At 54.6% G+C, this 17991-nt stretch carries 13 protein-coding genes; all 13 read left to right on the top strand.

The window, feature by feature from the left end:
- Positions 1-78: 78 nt before the first annotated feature.
- The 13 genes from LOS79_RS16250 to LOS79_RS16190 all read left to right on the top strand — a co-directional run bounded on the left by LOS79_RS16250 (position 79) and on the right by LOS79_RS16190 (position 17814).
- Positions 79-1503 carry an ABC transporter substrate-binding protein gene (locus LOS79_RS16250; protein WP_315421738.1) on the top strand — a complete coding sequence of 475 codons (1425 nt, stop codon included), beginning with the start codon at positions 79-81 and terminating at the stop codon, positions 1501-1503.
- A gap of 69 nt (positions 1504-1572) precedes the next feature.
- Positions 1573-2472, top strand: coding sequence for a carbohydrate ABC transporter permease (locus LOS79_RS16245; RefSeq protein WP_315421735.1), 900 nt, complete (start codon positions 1573-1575; stop codon positions 2470-2472).
- 13 nt (positions 2473-2485) lie between these two features.
- The gene (locus LOS79_RS16240; RefSeq protein WP_315421733.1) at positions 2486-3385 is read left to right on the top strand and encodes a carbohydrate ABC transporter permease; all 900 of its coding nucleotides are present in this window, start codon (positions 2486-2488) and stop codon (positions 3383-3385) included.
- Positions 3386-3422: 37 nt separating this feature from the next.
- Positions 3423-4433 (top strand): glycoside hydrolase family 130 protein, encoded by a 1011-nt coding sequence (locus tag LOS79_RS16235; RefSeq protein ID WP_315421730.1) that lies wholly within the window; start codon positions 3423-3425, stop codon positions 4431-4433.
- Positions 4430-5818 (top strand): FAD-dependent oxidoreductase, encoded by a 1389-nt coding sequence (locus tag LOS79_RS16230; RefSeq protein WP_315421728.1) that lies wholly within the window; start codon positions 4430-4432, stop codon positions 5816-5818. The genes LOS79_RS16235 and LOS79_RS16230 overlap by 4 nt, the downstream gene beginning before the upstream one ends.
- Positions 5815-6813, top strand: a complete 999-nt coding sequence (locus LOS79_RS16225) for an SGNH/GDSL hydrolase family protein (RefSeq protein WP_315421725.1) — start codon at positions 5815-5817, stop codon at positions 6811-6813. Before LOS79_RS16230 ends, LOS79_RS16225 begins: the two co-directional genes overlap by 4 nt.
- 1002 nt (positions 6814-7815) lie before the next feature.
- Positions 7816-9624 carry a cache domain-containing sensor histidine kinase gene (locus tag LOS79_RS16220; RefSeq protein ID WP_315421722.1) on the top strand — a complete coding sequence of 603 codons (1809 nt, stop codon included), beginning with the start codon at positions 7816-7818 and terminating at the stop codon, positions 9622-9624.
- 3 nt (positions 9625-9627) lie between these two features.
- Entirely contained in the window at positions 9628-11259 is a 1632-nt protein-coding gene (locus tag LOS79_RS16215) for a response regulator (protein ID WP_315421719.1), read from the top strand.
- 192 nt (positions 11260-11451) lie between these two features.
- Positions 11452-12846, top strand: coding sequence for an ABC transporter substrate-binding protein (locus LOS79_RS16210; RefSeq protein ID WP_315421716.1), 1395 nt, complete (start codon positions 11452-11454; stop codon positions 12844-12846).
- Between the two features lie 112 nt (positions 12847-12958).
- Complete coding sequence (locus tag LOS79_RS16205) at positions 12959-13861, top strand: carbohydrate ABC transporter permease (protein WP_315421713.1); 903 nt, start codon at positions 12959-12961, stop codon at positions 13859-13861.
- A gap of 13 nt (positions 13862-13874) precedes the next feature.
- A complete protein-coding gene (locus tag LOS79_RS16200) occupies positions 13875-14711 on the top strand; it encodes a carbohydrate ABC transporter permease (RefSeq protein ID WP_315421711.1) in 837 nt (278 codons plus the stop codon).
- A 67-nt stretch (positions 14712-14778) separates the two neighbouring features.
- The gene (locus LOS79_RS16195) at positions 14779-15789 is read left to right on the top strand and encodes a glycoside hydrolase family 130 protein (RefSeq protein WP_315421709.1); all 1011 of its coding nucleotides are present in this window, start codon (positions 14779-14781) and stop codon (positions 15787-15789) included.
- A 66-nt stretch (positions 15790-15855) separates the two neighbouring features.
- Positions 15856-17814: a carbohydrate-binding protein gene (locus tag LOS79_RS16190; RefSeq protein ID WP_315421706.1), complete on the top strand. Its 1959-nt coding sequence runs from the start codon at positions 15856-15858 to the stop codon at positions 17812-17814.
- Positions 17815-17991: the final 177 nt, after the last annotated feature.

Below are 17991 nucleotides of genomic sequence, written 5' to 3'. Positions count from 1 at the left end.
TCACTCCCATTCCTGCTACTGTGTCCTATAATAAAAAACGAGCTCACAATACAAATGTTAATCAAAGGGGTAGAATGTATGCAGAAAAAATGGTGGGGTCTCAGCCTGAGCTTTATGCTGGCTGCAGGAATTGCAGGGTGCGGCGGGAATAACAACGGCAACGGCGGTACGGCGACTAAAGCGCCTGAAGCAGGCACGGCAAGTCCCGCAGCTACGGCTGCGGCCGATACGGAAGGCGCCGCAAGCGAGCCTGTACAGCTGAAATACTGGACCGACGACCGTCATGACCAGGAATACATCAAGGAACTGATCAATACATTCAATGAAACCAACGGTGAGAATATCCAGGTTGAATTGACGGTGATGTCCGAGAATTACGCCCAGAGCGTAGACATCGCGTTTACCAGCAATCAGGCACCGGATGTGCTGCGGCTGAAGAGCGGCAATACGGGCGAGTTTGTCAAAAAAGGATATCTGGCACCGATCGACGGTTATCTTACCGATGACATCAAGACGAAATTCGGCAGCGTCATTATTGACAATGTCAACCGGTTTGACGGCAAGGTGTACTCCCTGGCCAACACCGGTCTGACCTTGCGGCTGATCTATAACAAGGATCTGTTTGACAAAGCCGGCATTGCCAATCCTCCGGCATCGCTGCAGGAAATGGTGGAGGATGCCAAGAAGATCACCGAAGCAGGCAAGGCTGAAGGCGTGTATGGCTTCGCACTGAACTTCAAAAGCCCGAAATCTGCATTTGACCGTTCCATCCGGGAGATTCTCTCCTTGAGCGGTTATCAGGGACTTGGGTTTGATCTGAAAACTGGCCAGTTTGATTTCGCGCCATACTCACAGACAATCGAATATTTCAAGCAGATGTATGAGGATAAAAGCATTCTGCCGGGTGCGGAGACACTCGACATCGACCCGCTGCGCGCCCAGTTTGCGGCAGGCAAAATCGGCATGTACCTCTCCTTCTCGACCGAGCCGGGTGTGTACAAAGACCAGTTCCCGACAGACATCAACTGGGCAGGCGCCCTGGCCCCGACGCTGGATGGTCAGATTAAAGGAACCTCTGAAATCGTATCTGCCGGAACCTGGCTCGGAATCAGTGCCAAGTCGGCACATCAGGAAGCAGCCTGGAAATTCATGCAGTACATGTACGGCGATGACGTCCTGAAGACTTATCATGAAAAAGGCTTTGGCATTGCTGTAGTGCCAAGTATTGTGGAACAGGCCAAAAATCCGGAGATCGCCGGAATGGAAGGGTTCCTGGTCGGCGAGCATGACTCCCTCTGGCCTGCGGTGCCGAACGTCACTCCGGAAGGCGCAACCTATGCGGATGCATTCTTCAAATATATCCTCGCAGGCGGAGACGCCAAGGCGATTACAGAAGATCTGAACACAAGATACAACGCCGCATTGTCCAAGGCTGTGGAGAAGGGCGAGGTTAAAGTTACGCCGGATGCCGCCTTTGATCCGCTGAAGCCGCAGGGAGAATAACAGGTTAGGAAGGGGCTTGTACGGGATTCCCGGCGCAGCCCCTTTGCTTTCCCCGAAGGAGGACAATATATGATATACAAATGGAAAAGGCTCGGGGAGAATTCCCTGTTCCTTATGCCAAGCATTATTCTGACGATCACCCTCGGCATCTATCCTCTGGTCTGGATGCTGCGCTATATGTTCTATGATTATGCCGGATACGGCGAAGCGCTGTTCATCGGACTGGACAATTTCAGCCGGCTGATCCGTGATGCCCTGTTCTGGGAATCTGTACGCAACACCTTCGTCTTTGCCGGAGGCAAGCTGCTGCTGACCCTGCCGCTCTCCCTGCTGCTGGCTGTTATCCTCAACGGCAGGCTGCGCGGCTCGAATCTGCTCCGGGGCATCTATTTCATGCCGACGGTAATCAGTACGGCAGTCATCTCGGTTGTATTTTATAACATCTTCAATTCCTATAACGGGATGGTTAACACGGTTCTAATGAAGCTGCACCTGGTCTCCCAGCCGGTCGACTGGCTGGGTCCGAAGCATGCCATGCTGACCGTAATCATAGTGGCGGTCTGGGGGGCGGTCGGCAATTATATGCTGCTCTTTCTCGCCGGGCTGCAGAGCATTCCGCAGGACCTGTACGAGAGCGCGTCCATCGACGGGGCGAACGCCGGAAGACGCTTCTGGAATATTACGCTTCCGATGCTGGCTCCGGTTGCCCAGATGGTCATTATGCTGGCGATTATCGCTTCCCTGAAGGGCTATGAGAGCATCATGGTCATTACAGAAGGCGGCCCGATCGGCAAAACCGAAGTCATGTATCTCTATCTCTATAAGCTGCTGTTCCCTGTGTCCACAGGTTCACCGGTAACGCAGCAGCTGGGCTACGGCAGTGCCGTGGGCTTCGCCTCGGCTGTAATTGTCGGAGCGGTTACCGGCCTGTATTTCTTCTTCAGCCGCAAAATGAACAAGGTGTATTAGGAGGTTTATCCAAATGAACGAACATGTGATATCCAAGCAGCCGGCAGGGTTGAAACAGGGGGTCCCCCGGCAGTCCGGCCATGCCGGAAGAATAGCGGTCCGGACGGTCATGTGGCTGTTCCTGCTGATAACGGCGCTCCTGACCCTGTTTCCGCTGCTGATGACGCTGACCGGCTCACTGAAGACCGGGGCGGAGATGATGACCGGCGGCAGCCTGTTTCCGGCCAGGCTGCAATTTGCCAACTACGCGGAAGCCTGGAAGCAGGCGAATTTTGCCCGCTATACCTGGAACAGTGCTTTTATGAGCCTCATGGTGACGGCGGGAACGCTGCTGGTAGCTTCAATGGCCGCTTATGTAGTGGACCGGCGGAATTTCCCCGGTAAAAGGATTTATGTCACGGTGCAGGCTTCCATGATGTTCATTTCGGTTGGCGCGATTGTGCTGCGTCCGCAGTTCGACCTGATGGTTGCGCTGCATCTGAATACGACACTCTGGGGCGTCATTCTGATTCTGGTCAGTGCCCATTCCAGTACGTTCTTCATGCTGCAGGGCTTCTTCAAAGCCATTCCGAGGGAGCTGGATGAAGCCGCTATGGTAGACGGCTCGGGGTTTATCCGCACCTTCTTCCGGATTATTCTCCCGCTGCTGACCCCGGGGCTGGGCGTTGCCGGACTGTTCGCCTTCCGCCATGCCTGGAATGAATATATTCTGCCGCTCGTATTCACAATGACCAATCCGAAGCTGCAGACGCTGACTGTCGGGCTGGCGAATCTCCGCTATGGCTCCTCGGCTGCGATGCAGATCCATCTGATGATGGCCGGAGCCTGCCTGTCGATTCTGCCGATGCTGCTGGCTTATATTCTGGCGAACAAGACCTTCATCCAGGTTACAGCCGGTTCGGTCAAGGGCTAACTGTTAATTTAATAAGTGCAAAGGAGACTCATCCATAATGAACGATTTAACGATAGGCAATCTTACTTCAAGTCCGGTAATCGTCCGGCATCCGCTGAATCCTATCCTGAAGCCGGCGGATGTTCCCTACGGTCCGGCTATGGTCTTCAATGCCGGTGTGGCGAAGTTCAAGGGCCGGTATGTAATGGTGTTCCGCAATGACTACGGGGATGAGAGCGCGGGAATCGTCGCCCCTCATCACACGACTAATCTGGGCCTCGCATTCAGCGATGACGGCATTTCCTGGGAGGTACAGCCGGAGCCGTGCTGGTCCTGGCATGACGAGGAAGTGGTCCGCGTGTATGATCCGCGGCTGACGGTGATCGGCGAACGCTGCTATCTGTGCTTTGCGGTCGATACGCTTCACGGCCTGCGCGGCGGCATCGCCGTGACGGAGGATTTCCGCTCGTTCGAGGTGCTGAGTCTGTCGCTGCCCGATAACCGCAACATGGTGCTCTTCCCGGAGCAGATCGGCGGCCGTTATGTAAGGCTTGAGCGCCCGCTGCCGGTCTACAGCCGGGGCGGCCGGGACCGCTTCGACATGTGGATGAGCGATTCCCCGGACCTGAAGTATTGGGGCAATCACAAGCTGCTGCTGGCGGTTGAGCAGGTGGCTTATGCGAATGACAAGGTGGGTCCCGGTGCCCCTCCGGTGAAGACGGACAAGGGCTGGCTGACTACCTTCCATGCTGTAGATCTTGACCACAGCCGGGGCAAGAACGGCTGGGAGGAGAGCTGGAAGAAGCGTTATACCGCCGGAATTATGCTGCTGGATCTTGAAGATCCAAGCCGGATTATCGGCCGGGCGCAGGCGCCGCTGCTGGCCCCGGAGGCGCTGTATGAGACCTCAGGCGGCTTCCGCAATCATGTGATTTTTCCCGGCGGGATGATTCTGGAGGATAGCGGAGAGGTCAAGATTTATTACGGTGCGGCGGATACGGTGGAATGCCTGGCGACTGCGCATGTGGATGACCTGCTCCGGCTGTGTCTGGAAGGAGGAAGAGTATGAATTACGGACATATTAACCTGCCGTCCGCAGCTGTGCCCGTCTCCCGCGAGGTTGATGTGCTGGTTATTGGCGGAGGTGCCGCGGGAGTGGCTGCCGCCATCGCCGCAGCCGAAGGCGGTGCAAGCACGATGATTGTGGAGCAGCGGGGGTATCTGGGCGGCATGGGCACCGTAGCACTGGTGCCGGCCTTCTGCCCCTACACGGATAAGGTGAAGCCGATCATCCGCGGTCTCGGCCTGAAGCTGATGGAACGGATGAAGCAGGCCTGCAATCCCGGCTTCCGGGAGGAGTACAGGGAGCAGCTGGACTGGGTACCGATTGATCCGGAGGTGCTCAAGCGGGTATACGACGATGCAATTATGGAGAGCGGCGTTACGCCGCTGTTCCATACCTTTGTCTATGATGTAGTCCTGTCACCTGACGGACAGACGGTTGAGGGGGTTGTGATTGTCAACAAATCGGGGCGGTCCTTCATCCGCTGCCGTTATATTATCGACTGTACAGGTGACGGGGATATTGCCGCCTTGTCAGGTGTCCCGTTCAAGAAGGGCGGCGAAGAAGGTGAACTGCAGCCGGGGAGCATGTGTTACCTGCTGACGAATGTGGACCGGATCAAATTTAACAGATTCCTGGAAGAAACGGGCGATACGGGCCAGCTGCACCGGACGGTTGAACAGGCCATTGCCGAAGGAGCGCTGCCGGAAGGCCGCAAATCGATCTCCGGGCTGGCCTGGGTCAGTGATTATCTGGTCGGCGTCAACTTCGGACATGTGTTCGGTGTGGACGGTACGAGGGCTGAGGCATTGACACGCGGGGCGATAGAAGGCCGCCGGACGGTACTGCGGCAGCTGGAATTTTTCCGCAGATACGTCCCGGGCTTTGAGGCGGCACATCTGGTGGCGAGCGGAGAGCAGCTTGGCATCCGGGAAACCCGGCGCATCCAGGGCGATTATACGCTGACTGTGGACGATTTCATTGCGGCGCGTTCCTTCCCGGATGATATCGCCCGCAATGCCTATTATATTGATATTCACCTGGCGACGAGCAAGAGTGATATGACCTTCAATCACCTGCCGCCGGGAGTCTCGCACGGAGTGCCCTACAGGGTGATGCTTCCTGTCGGCATCCGCAATCTGTGGGTGGCCGGGCGCTCCGTGTCCTCGGACCGGGCAGTTCAAGGCTCCCTGCGGGTCATGCCGAACTGCTTCTCGATGGGACAGGCCTGCGGAACCGCAGCTTCCCTTGCGCTTCGCGACGGCGGGGATTCCCGCAGCATCTCGGTTCCTGAGCTGCAGCAGCGCCTGCTGGATCAGGACGTATGGCTCGGGGAGAATTTCGTCCCTGGTGCGGCGGATGACAACGCGGCAGCGGGGCAAGTGCTGTGAAGAACCTTCCGCTGACGGAGGAATGGTTCCACGGTGCGGTATCGCTTGAGCACCGGGAGGAGGGAATCAAGCCGTGGCGGATTCCTTACCGCGATTATGACCTGTATCCGCCGGACGGCATTGGCGGCAAGGCGGAAATCTGCTCCGGCGTCCGGTTGCGGCTGGCTACGGATTCCAAGGCCGTGGCCTTGTCATTCGAGCCGCTGCCGGAAGCGGCTGCACTTGATTGTCTTCTGGACGGGCAGCTGTTCCAGACCCTCCGGCTTGCCGGAGGGGACAGGGAAGCCCGGTTCACGGAACTTCCTCCGGGAAGAAAGGAGCTGGAAATCTATCTGCCGCAGAATACCGGGATTACGCTAAGCGGCCTTGCGATCGATCATGGAGCTTCGGCTGAGCCGCTGCCGGATACGCGGCCGCGTTGGGTAACCTATGGAAGCTCCATCACCCAGTGTGTGGCCGCCTCCAGCCCGTCGCGCACCTGGCCGGCCATTGCCGCCGGGGAAGGCGGTTATCATCTGACGAATCTCGGCTTCTCCGGCAACTGCCTGATGGAGCCGATGATCGGCCGGCTGATCCGCAGCCTGCCGGCTGACCTGATCACCCTGTGTGTCGGGGTGAACATTTACGGCGCTGCTGCTTCCAGCCCGCGGATGTTCAAGCCGCTGCTGCTCGGCCTGCTGGAGACGATCCGCGAGAAGCATCGGGACACACCGCTGGTTGTAATCTCTCCCATCTACGGGACGGAGCGGGAGACGGAGGAGAACCCGCTTGGCTTCACCCTGCCGCTTATGCGCAGGGAGATCGCGGAAACGGTGCAGCTGCTGCAGGCGCGGGGCGACCGCCATCTGCATTACATGGACGGGCTGGACTGGTTCGGCCCGGAGGACGGAGCGCTGCTCACGGATGGCCTGCATCCGGGTGCCGAAGGGTATGAGCTGCTGGGCAGGCGCTTCGGCGCCAGGCTGGAGGCTGCGCTTCAGGCCGGACGGCTGTAGTCCGGCCGTTATTAGAGCATTGACGAACCAAGCGCTCTTTAAGCAGAACAAGGGCAGGCATCTGCCTGCACCGGTCCTGGAGAAACGTTAAGCAGCAGGCCCTCTTGTAAGCCGAGGACCTGCTGCTTCAATTTCAGATGAGGGAATGGGTTAACGGGGGATCAACCCGGGGAGTTAACTAATCGCCATCTGTCGGCCGCGCTGTTTTGCCGCCCGCCACTGTTAATTTATTGCGCTGACACTCTGCCAATTGTCCACTACAAACTAGTAACACCACGCCGTATCGCCGCCCGCCACTGTATATCTGCCAATCTATCTATGGTCTAAGCTCCACCTCAGTATTTCACTCCGGCCTGCAACAAATAAGTGTAAAAAGAGCATTTATTTTGCTTGAAAACAGCTATTAATATTTTTTAGTTGGAAAAAATACAACTAATTTCCTTGGTATGGCGTGGTTTGGGTGAATTGGGGCCGATTAAGTGTTGTTTATCCAACTATTTTTTTGCGAGCGGGTAGTTTTGGGGAATTAAGTGTACTTTTTCCACGTAATTTCCAAGTGGCTACGGGTACATTACTTGCAGGCTGTCCGCCAGTAAAATTGAAAAGTTACTTAAAGAAATCCACCAGCCTGCACCTAATCATGTCCCGCCTATGGCCCGCCCGCAGTTCATTTCATCCAGCAGCTCCAGATTCCAGAATGACCGGACAAAAGGGGAGAAGAGAGTCCCTATACTATTCCTCAATCTGATCCACCAACTCCCCCTTCACCTATATCCCCCCAAACTCTCTCAACTCTCCCAATTCTCCCAACTCTTCCAACCCTCCCCCCCTAACGGGTCCACGACCAGATCTTCGGACTCCTCCTTCATCTGGTCCTCGACCAGACCGTCCACCAGATCCTCGAGCCGTCCCTCTTGACGGCGGGCGGGAACCCGCCGTATGGTACAAGGGTTGGAAGTTAACGCGGGCGGGGAAATCCTGTTTGCTCAAAGAGGGGGACCTATGAATACATTCATAGCCTATTGCGGAAAGGCCTGGCGGCAGCTCGCCGGCAGATATTACCGGATATCCATCAAGCAGAGGATTCTGTTCTCGTTCATCGTGCTGATCACACTGTCCATCAGTGCGATGGGCAGCTTCTCCTATTGGATTGCCGCGCAGGAGATAGAGGATAATGCTTACGCCAGCAGCCGGGAGACGGTGAGCAAAACTACGCAGCTGCTGGATTCCCGCCTGAATGACGTGGCGCTGTCCGTGCAGTCGCTGATGCTGAGCGATGCGTACCGGAAGATGATGATCGATGTGTTCAGCCATGAGGTGTCGAACTATTATGTGCATCTGTCGGATCTGCAATATGTGCTCTCGCAGGCGATGTTCAACCAGCCGATGATCGAGAATGTGCTGATCGTTACACCGATCGGTGATTTCTATTCGACCACGCAGACCCGCGCGCAGGATAACTCGTTCTACGGCTCGGAATTATATGATCTCAGCAGGGAGCAGCCGGGCGGCTACTGGGCTAAGGGGCATTATGACCGGTTGTTCACGGGCAGCCAGCGGGTCATCTCCTTCGTAGTCAGGGGAATCTATGAATACCCTTACACACCGATCAGTAATGTGTTTATTGTGGTCAATATCCGGGAGAGCCGGATCGGTGAGCTGCTGAATCAGGGCGGACAGCAGCCCGGCCGGAATTATTACCTGGTGAACGGTGAAGGGGAGGCGGTAGTGGAGTCGAGCTGGCCGTTCCGCAGTAAATTTCCCTGGAAGCCGGTGCTTGCGGAAGCCGGGACAGAAGACGATCCGCAGGAACACTCTTACAGCTATGGCGGCAAGGAGTATCTTGTTAATTATAAAAGCTCCGCAGCCTCACCTGACTGGATCATCTCCGGCATGCAGTCCCGGGACCAGCTGCTGGGCAAGCTGCAGCGGGTGCAGCGCATCACCCTGTATGTAATCGGTGTCTTTCTGCTGACCACCTGGCTGATCTCCAATCAGCTGACATCTGCGCTGCTGAAGCCGCTCTTTAAGCTCCGGCGGCTGATGCGCCGGGTCGAAGAGAACCAGCTCAGTGTCGTGTACGAGAGCCGTTATGAGGATGAGGTCGCCCAGGTCGGCTTTCAGTTCAACCGGATGATGTCGGAGATTAAGGCGCTGATTGCGGATGTGAAGTCCAAGGAGGAGGACAAGCGGCATGCAGAGATCCGGGCGCTCACCGCGCAGATGGAGCCGCACTTCCTGTACAATACGCTGAATACCGTATACTGCAAATCGGTGATGGGCGAGAATGACGATGTGAATGAGATGATCCTGTCGTTATCGCAGATGTTCCAGATCGGGCTCAGCGGCGGCAAGGATCTGATTACCCTTGAGGATGAGCTGTCCCATGTACGGCAATATTTCGCCATTCAGCAGAAATGCTATGAAGGACTATTTGAATACACCGTGACGGTTGACGACGAAGAGCTGCTGTCCTGCCAGGTTCCCAAGATTATTCTGCAGCCGGTGGTGGAGAACAGCATCCAGCACGGGTTCAGCGACCGGACCGGAGGAGGAAGAATTGACATTACGGCCTGCCGGGAGCAGGGGATGCTCCATATTACCCTTACCGATAACGGGCGGGGGCTCGATGCAGAATTAGTCAAGCAGGGAATGAGCAGGGCTCCGCAGTCCAAGAAGGGCTACGCCCTGTTCAACATCCGGCATCGCCTGGCGCTGTATTACGGGGCGGAAGCCCGGATGGATGTGGACGGAGCGCCGGGTAAGGGGTCACGGACCGATCTGTGGATTCCGTTAGGGGAGGAGAGATGAAGGATGGACCAGAGGCTGGAGCCGGGAAGGTTCAAGTTATGTATCATCGACGATATCAAAAGTGTGGTGGAGATGATCTCGCGCAAGCCGGCGTGGCAGGAGCATGGTATAGAGGTCGCCGGTACGGCGCTCGACGGTGAAGAGGGGCTGCGGATCATCCGCGGGACCCGGCCCGACATTGTGCTGACCGATATCCGGATGCCGAGAATGGACGGGCTGCAGATGACCCGGGCGATTCTGGAGGTTCTGCCGGACTGCAAGATTATTATCCTTAGCGCGTATTCCGAATTCTCGTATGCCCAGGAAGCCATCCGGCTCGGGGCGCTGGATTTCGTGAAGAAGCCGTTTTCGCTGGAGGAGATTGTGAATGTGGTGCTGAAGGCGAAGGAGCTGTGCCGGGAGGAACGGCAGGAGACCGCAAGACTTGCGGTAATGGAGTCCAAAATCAGAGAAAGTCTGCCCATCCTCCGCCAGGAATATCTAACCTTCCTGCTGCATCACCAGACAACAGAAGATGATGCCCGTTCCCGGTGGGAGTATCTTGATATCCCGCTAACGCAGCATCATTTCTTCGTGTTCGTGGCTGAGATTGATGATTTCGCGGAGAAGCTGAGCGGCCAGTCTGTGCAGGAGGTCGAGCTGCTGCGGTTCAGCCTGCATAATATTCTGGAAGAGACGATTTCCGCCTGGACCCGCGGGGTCATTATCCGGGAGGCAACAGACCGGTATGTCTGCATCATGAACGGTTCGGACCCGGATATGGCTGCGCAGATTACGGAGACCTGCTGCAGTAATGTAAGCAGGTTCTCCCGCAGCACCCTATCTATTGGAGTGGGGACCGGCGTATCAGCGATTCATGAGCTGGCTACGGCATACAGGCAGGCGCTGAGCGCGCTGGGGTATCATTTCTATACCGGAGGCAACGGCGTATATCATTACAGTGCTATTGAGAATAAGCCTCTCTCGCTGTACAGCTATTCTGCCGCCGCCGAGCAGGAGCTGCTGTTCGCCCTGCGTTCCGGCAATGCCGCCAAAAGCCTGCAGGTGCTGGACCAGCTGTTCGCGGAGCTGCTGGACAGCGGGCTGTGGCCAGAGCCGCGTTATGTTGAAAGTGTCGGCTATGAGCTGAGCTCCAAGATCTGCCGGGTCATGCTGGAGCAGTTCCCTTATGAGCAGATGGGGCCGCTGGAACACAGAATTGAAGCCATGAAGAACCGGGTGCATCCTTCCCTGCAGGATATCCGGAGCCTGCTGGCTGAGCTGTGCCGGGAGGCCTGCGCGCTGGTGGAGGAAGCCCGTTCCCTGGAATCCACGCGGATTATCCATCAAGCCATTGCGTATATCCGCAGTCATCTGGATACGGGTCTGTCGCTGGAGCAGGTCGCGAAGCAGATCAACCTCAGCCAGGGTTATTTCTCCAACCTGTTTAAGAAGGTGCAGGGAATTTCTTTTCAGCAATATGTAATGCACGAGAAGATGGAGAAGGCCAAGGCGATGCTGATCGGCGGCCTGCAGGTACAGGAGATTGCCCAGGATCTCGGCTATGAGCACAGGCGTTATTTCAGCGAGGTATTCAAGAAATATACGGGCATGACCCCGTCGGAGTTCAAACTGCATTATCTCGGAAAAGAATAATAAAGGACAGGGGAGGGGATTCCGCCGCAGCGGAGATCTGCTCCCTTTTGCATAGGGCAGCTTCGGCAGTATCCGTAACTCCAGCAGAAACCTGCCCTCAATGTGGGCTTACCCGCCTTATGTGTAAGCGCTATCCAATCTATAATCAGGTTGTAAGTTAATTCAGCAGCGATAAACAAGGGGGCACTACCAATGATGAAGCGTACGCTAATGACATCTATGAGCCTGGTTCTGGCACTTGGCCTGGCAGCCTGCGGTAACAGTAACAGTAACGGCAACAGCGGCAATGCAGCAGAAGGCAAAGGGGATGCAGCGACAAGCGGTTCAGCGGAAAAAACCAAAATCAGCTACTGGACGGGCGACCGCCATGACGCTGATTTTATAAAGGAGAAGGTTGCCGAGTTCAACACTAACAATAAGGACGGCATTGAGGTGGAACTGGTCGTCAAGGGCGATGACTTCGATACTGCACTGGATCTGTCCTTCCAGACCTCGGATGCCCCGGATGTGATCCGGGTGAAGGAGAACACCATCCAGACGTTCTATAAAAAAGGTTTTCTCGCGCCTATTGATGAATTCCTCACCGATGAGCTGAAGGCGGAATTTCCGGCCATGCCGGATCTGAACGAATTCGACGGCAAGCGTTACAGCCTGCCGAACTTTGGCACAACGATGCGCCTGGTGTATAACAAGGATCTGTTCGCCAAAGCGGGCGTCGAGAATCCGCCAACCACGCTGCAGGAGCTGGTGGATACAGCCAAGAAATTGACGGAAGCCGGCAAGGCGGACGGGGCTTACGGCTTCGCACTGAATTTCAAGAATCCCGCCAGCGCCTTCGCACGTTCGGCACGGGTCATTGCGGAAATGAGCGGGTACGGCGGCTTCGGGTATGACTTCAAAACCGCCCGTTACGACTTCAGCGGCTTCGAGCCGGTTATCAATGCGTTCAAGCAAATCAAGGACGACGGCAGTATGCTGCCCGGCGTAGAATCGCTGGACATTGATCCGCTGCGGGCACAGTTCGCGGAAGGCAAGATCGGAATGTATATGTCCTACTCCTCTGAGCCGGGTGTCTATAAGAACCAGTTCCCGGCCAAGATTGACTGGGCGGCTGCCCCGGTGCCTACTATCGACGGTACAGTGAAGGGAGCTTCCGGTTTCCTCGGGGGCCAATGGCTGGCCCTGAGTTCGAAATCGGAGCATAAGGAAGCAGCCTGGAAGTTCATGGAGTTCATGTACGGGGATCAGGTGCTGACGGATTATCAGGAGAAAGGCTTCGGCATCTCCATGGTTCCAGCGGTCAGCGCAGTCGCCGCAACACCGGATGTAAACGGCATTGAAGGCTTCCTGCCGAACAAATATGACGGTGTATGGCCAGTCTATCCGGCCGTTGCCCCGGAAGGCATGAAATCAGATGATGCCTTCTTTAAATATATGCTGAACGGCGGAGATCTGAAGGCAGTGATATCTGATCTGAACAAACGCTATAACGCCGCACTGGACAGTGTAATTGCCAATGACGGTGTGAAGGCAGAGCCGGATGCAGGCTTTGACCCGGCCGGCCTGGGCGGCAAGTTCGCCAAGTAAAGTAACCAATGCTGAAAAGATAGAGATACAGGTCAGAATAGCAGGGATGGGGGAGCAGCTTTTCTCCATCCCTCTGCACTGGCCGTACAGGAAAGGAGCCGGAAGAGATCAAATGAACAAAACGAGAAATGCCTTATTTTCATACAGCTTTATTTTTCCAAGTGCCCTGCTGACGATTGTGCTCGGAATCTACCCGATTGCCTGGGCGTTCCGCTATATGTTCTATGACTACAAAGGATACGGCACGGCAAGATTTACCGGTCTGGACAACTTCAGCCGCATCCTGAAGGATACCCAGTTCTGGGACTCGGTTGTGAATACGTTTGTCTATGCTGGCGGAAAACTGCTGATAACAATACCGCTGGCATTGCTGCTGGCAGCAATTTTGAACCGCGGGCTGAAGGGCAGGCAGCTGCTGCGGGGGATTTTTTTCATGCCGACCGTCATCAGTACAGCCGTTATGGCCGTAGTGTTCTTCACTATTTTCAACTCGTACAACGGGATTCTCAATCAGTTCCTGATCAAAACGGGTCTCTCGGCTTCTGGCATTGACTGGCTGGGCCCGAAATATGCGATGCTCACTGTCATTCTGGTTGCGGCCTGGGGGGCGGTCGGGAACTACATGCTGCTCTTCCTCGCCGGGCTGCAGAATATCCCGGAGGATGTGTATGAGGCTTCTTCCCTGGACGGGGCCGGCAGAATACAGCAGTTCCGCTATATCACCCTGCCGATGCTCGGGCCGGTCATGCAGATGGTTATCATGCTGGCGATCATTACAGCCCTGAAGGGCTACGAGAGCATTATGGTACTGACCGAAGGCGGCCCGGTAGGCAAGACAGAGGTGATGTTCCTGTATTTGTACAAATTATTCTTCCCTGTCGGCGGGGGCAGTGCTGCGGTTCAGGTACAGGAGTTCGGATACGGCAGTGCAGTCGCCTTCGTGTCCGCGGTCATCGTAGGGATCATATCACTCATTTATTTCTACGCATCCAGACGGATGAATCAGACCGATTGAGGAGAGACGCGAGATGAGAATAAGAACCATACTGGGCAATACAATTTTATGGATATTTTTGCTGGCTTTTGCTTTTATCACATTGATCCCGGTTGTCATCACCATCCTGGGCTCCTTCAAGACGAATGCCGAGCTGACTGCGGGCGCGACCTTTCTGCCGGACAGCTGGCAATTCTCGAACTATGCTGAAGCCTGGGCACAGGCGAATTTCTCCCGGTACACAATGAACAGCCTGATTGTATCCCTGACGGCGGTCGTGGGTACGCTGCTGGTTTCCTCGATGGCGGCTTATGTGGTGGACCGTATGGATTTTATCGGCAAAAAAATATATATCGGCCTGCAGTCCTTCACGATGTTCGTCGCTGTGGGGGCGGTCGTGCTGCGTCCGCAATTCGATCTGATGGTCAAGCTTCATCTGCACAGCAGCCTCTGGGGCGTCATATTGATTCTGATCTCCGCACATGCTTCGATCTTCTTCATTCTGTTCAGCTTCATGAAGGGGATTCCCCGTGAGCTGGATGAGGCGGCGCTGATTGACGGCAGCTCCCTTGGCCGGACCTTCTGGCGGATTATTCTGCCGCTGCTTGGACCGGGACTTGGCGTAGGTGCCCTGTTCACCTTCCGCGGCGCGTGGAATGAATATCTGCTGCCACTCGTGTTCACGATGACGAAGCCGGAGCTGCAGACGCTGACTGTCGGCCTGGCGAATCTGAAATACGGGATATCTGCGGCTTCCCAGACCCATTACATGATGGCGGGTGCCTGCTTATCCATCCTGCCGATTCTCGTCGCTTATCTGTTTGCCAACAAATCCTTCATGCAGATGACGGCCGGTTCCCTTAAGGGGTAGACCACCGGCTTACCTTATCTCTATGGACTTATCCCTATTCATATTCAATTTTCAGGAGGTACACCCCATGACTCTACAGGTTCCCGCAATACTGCAATCCGCCCCGTTCATCCGGCGTTATCCGGGAAATCCGGTGCTGGATGCCTCGAAGGTTCCTTACCCTACCGCACTGGTGTTCAATGCCGGGGTAACGAAGTTTAACGGCAAATATGTGATGATCTTCCGCAATGATTACGGCTCGCTGGCGGATCAGACGATTGAACCGCATCATACAACGGATCTCGGCATTGCTTACAGCGATGACGGACTGAGCTGGACAGCAGGGCCAAAGCCGGTATTCAAAATGCATGACGAAGAGATTATCCGCGCCTATGACCCGCGCCTGACGGTGATTGGCAGACGCTGCTATATGTGTTTTGCCGTCGATACCAAGCATGGCATCCGCGGCGGCATTGCCGTTACCGATGATCTGGAGCATTTCGAGGTGCTTAGCCTGTCCACGCCGGATCTGCGCAATATGGTGCTGTTCCCCGAGAAGATCGGCGGCAATTATGTCCGTCTGGAGCGCCCGTTCACGGTATACAGCCGCGGAGGGCAGGACCGGTTCGATGCCTGGATCTCCGAGTCTCCGGATCTGAAGTACTGGGGTAACTCCAGCCTGCTGCTCGCGGTCGAGCATGTGCCGTTTGCCAATGACAAGGTCGGCCCGGCCGCGCCTCCGGTCAGAACGGATAAAGGCTGGCTCACCACCTTCCATGCGGTGGATGTGGACCCGGCGAGAGGCAAAAACGGCTGGGAGCCTGCCTGGAAGAAACGGTATACCGCCGGCATCATGCTGCTGGATCTGGAAGACCCCCGCAAGGTGATCGGCATGGCTAAGCAGCCGCTCATGGCACCTGAGACGGATTATGAGATTGACGGTGGCTTCCGCAATCATGTGATTTTTCCGGGCGGGATGGTTCTGGAGGATGACGGCGAGGTCAAGATCTATTACGGCTCTGCGGATACGGTGGAATGTCTGGCAACGGCCCATGTGGACGATCTGCTCCGGCTCTGTCTGGAGCCGGAGCATAGATAAGATTGGAAGCAGGCTGAGGGCGGAAATGCCGAGTAACTTCAGAAAATAGGAAAGAGGTGTTCATTTATGCTGAAAAAGTTAAAATTATTAAGCTTAATTGTGTGTATGCTCGCCAGTCTGTCAGCTGTCGTTCCTTTGACAGCAAGAGCGGCGGGGACCATTGTAAGCTATCCATTACCGTCGGTCTATACCACGACCAGTCAGTACACGGTAACAGCAGACTCTACCAATATACCGGTAATCGACACGTCGGAGGTATTTGTAAACTATAATTATTGTAATTTCTCTTTTTCAGGTTCGACTACAATCACAATAACAGCAAGCGAGCCAATCAATACCTATAATATTTCTCCCAAAGCTTTGGGAATCAATGCAACCAAGAGCGGAAATACACTTACCTTTACACTTTCATCCCCAACCTATCTTATCGTTAAAATCAATAACCTGAAGGATCTGGTTATTGCGGCAGATGCGCTTGAAACCAATGTTCCGGCTTCATCCGGTTCAGGGATATACAATGTTAAAACCGGGTACGGCGCCGACAGCACCGGTGCCGCTCTGGCTACAACTGCCATACAAAACGCCATTAATGCGGCTAACGCAGCAGGCGGCGGTATCGTATACGTTCCAGCCGGAGTTTACAAGAGCGGAAACCTTGTTCTCAAAAGCAATGTTTCGGTTTATCTGGAGGGTGGTTCTGTTATAAGGGGCTCAGGAAATCCAAGCGATTACACGACCCATTTTCACAAGAATTCTCTGGGTAAGGATGGAACCTGGTTTATTTATACGGAAACCAATGCAAACAATATTAAGATCTACGGCAGGGGAACGATTGACGGCAATGGCCATTATATGAGGAATACAAACAATTATTTGAACAATATTCTTGTACCCTTGCAGTGCAGCAACTTCACGGTTGACGGCATAACCATAAGAGACAGCGGTGGCTGGGCTACAATCGTTACAAGATCGAATAACGTAACCTTCCAGAATACAAAGCACTTCAACAACAATGAACTTGATTATGAAAATGATGCAATCGACATTCAAGAGAGCCAGAATGTGCTCATAAAGCACACTGTAGCCGTATCGGAGGATGACACCTACTCCTTTAAGACATGGGATGTAGCCACTACGGATATAGCTGCAAACTGGCCGGGAAGTCCTGAAAGCCAGTCAAATGTAGTGGTGGATGATGCTTTGGCCTGGAGCAGATGTGGGGCATTCAAGGTTGGAGATGGAGTGAAACAGCTTCAGGATGGCATCGTTGTTAAAAACTCTTATGTATACCGGTGCTGGCGTGCTTTAGCAGTAGGTCATCTGTATGGAACTCCGGCAGCACAAAACATCATATTTGACAATATAGATGTAGAAGGCTTCTGGCCAAGATCCGGTGTTCACTCCAGATGGTTTGATCTTTCTGCAAAAACCGGCCCGATCAAAAATGTGGTCTATAATAATATCAATTTACGCGCTTTAGGTGAAGTTTCCATAATGAAGGGCTGGAGTGACACCTCTACGGTCTCCGGAGTTACATTAAACAATGTCCGCGTCGGCGGAGTTGCGGTGAATAATTTGACAGATTTGAAAATAACAGATACGAACAGCTATGCTGCGGAGCCAAAATTCAACACATTGAAATTTGAAGCGGAAGGCTATAACCTTAGTTCAGGTGTTATATCCTATGAGGCAAGCACTGACGGCGGGCTGGATGTTGGCGGCGGGAGTAATGGCGACTATATCGCATTTAAAAATGTAGACTTTGGCAGTACAGCTAAAACAAGTCTTGATTTGAAGGTTGCATCCGCTAATTCCGGCGGGAGGATAGAATTCCACCTGGACAGTCCTACAGGCACTATGCTGGGTTATTGGACGGCAGAAAGCACAGGCGGATGGCAGACATGGTCCGTCAAGAATATCCCGCTTAATGCCGGGACAGCGGTAGGAACCCATACGGTATATGTTACTTTCGTTAAGTCAGATTCAACCACAGTTGCCAATTTAACCTGGTTCCAGTTCAAATAGAATAGTACTGGTCCTTCCCGGCACGCCCGGATGCTATTGTAACCCGGCTGTTCATCAACGGGACAGAAGTCCGCACCTTTCTGTGGTAGCCGTATACAGCTGACATCTCCGGGGCCGGGCTGATGCATGCCGGGGAAACAGCATCTTGATTGGGCTGGCTGGCTGCTGCCGCAGCCT

Origin of the sequence: Paenibacillus sp. MMS20-IR301 (assembly GCF_032302195.1) — a bacterium.
Classification (GTDB): domain Bacteria; phylum Bacillota; class Bacilli; order Paenibacillales; family Paenibacillaceae; genus Paenibacillus_AQ.
The sequence above is the reverse complement of the archived record's forward strand: the minus strand, read 5'-3'. Positions and strand labels throughout refer to the sequence as shown.

Bases quoted from the DNA above. Each gene is read 5' to 3' on its own strand.
- LOS79_RS16195 (WP_315421709.1), top strand. From the start codon at position 14,779: ATGACTCTACAGGTTCCCGCAATACTGCAATCCGCCCCGTTCATCCGG.
- LOS79_RS16230 (WP_315421728.1), top strand. From the start codon at position 4,430: ATGAATTACGGACATATTAACCTGCCGTCCGCAGCTGTGCCCGTCTCC.
- LOS79_RS16215 (WP_315421719.1), top strand. From the start codon at position 9,628: ATGGACCAGAGGCTGGAGCCGGGAAGGTTCAAGTTATGTATCATCGAC.
- LOS79_RS16205 (WP_315421713.1), top strand. From the start codon at position 12,959: ATGAACAAAACGAGAAATGCCTTATTTTCATACAGCTTTATTTTTCCA.
- LOS79_RS16250 (WP_315421738.1), top strand. From the start codon at position 79: ATGCAGAAAAAATGGTGGGGTCTCAGCCTGAGCTTTATGCTGGCTGCA.
- LOS79_RS16220 (WP_315421722.1), top strand. From the start codon at position 7,816: ATGAATACATTCATAGCCTATTGCGGAAAGGCCTGGCGGCAGCTCGCC.
- LOS79_RS16240 (WP_315421733.1), top strand. From the start codon at position 2,486: ATGAACGAACATGTGATATCCAAGCAGCCGGCAGGGTTGAAACAGGGG.
- LOS79_RS16200 (WP_315421711.1), top strand. From the start codon at position 13,875: ATGAGAATAAGAACCATACTGGGCAATACAATTTTATGGATATTTTTG.
- LOS79_RS16245 (WP_315421735.1), top strand. From the start codon at position 1,573: ATGATATACAAATGGAAAAGGCTCGGGGAGAATTCCCTGTTCCTTATG.
- LOS79_RS16235 (WP_315421730.1), top strand. From the start codon at position 3,423: ATGAACGATTTAACGATAGGCAATCTTACTTCAAGTCCGGTAATCGTC.
- LOS79_RS16190 (WP_315421706.1), top strand. From the start codon at position 15,856: ATGCTGAAAAAGTTAAAATTATTAAGCTTAATTGTGTGTATGCTCGCC.
- LOS79_RS16210 (WP_315421716.1), top strand. From the start codon at position 11,452: ATGATGAAGCGTACGCTAATGACATCTATGAGCCTGGTTCTGGCACTT.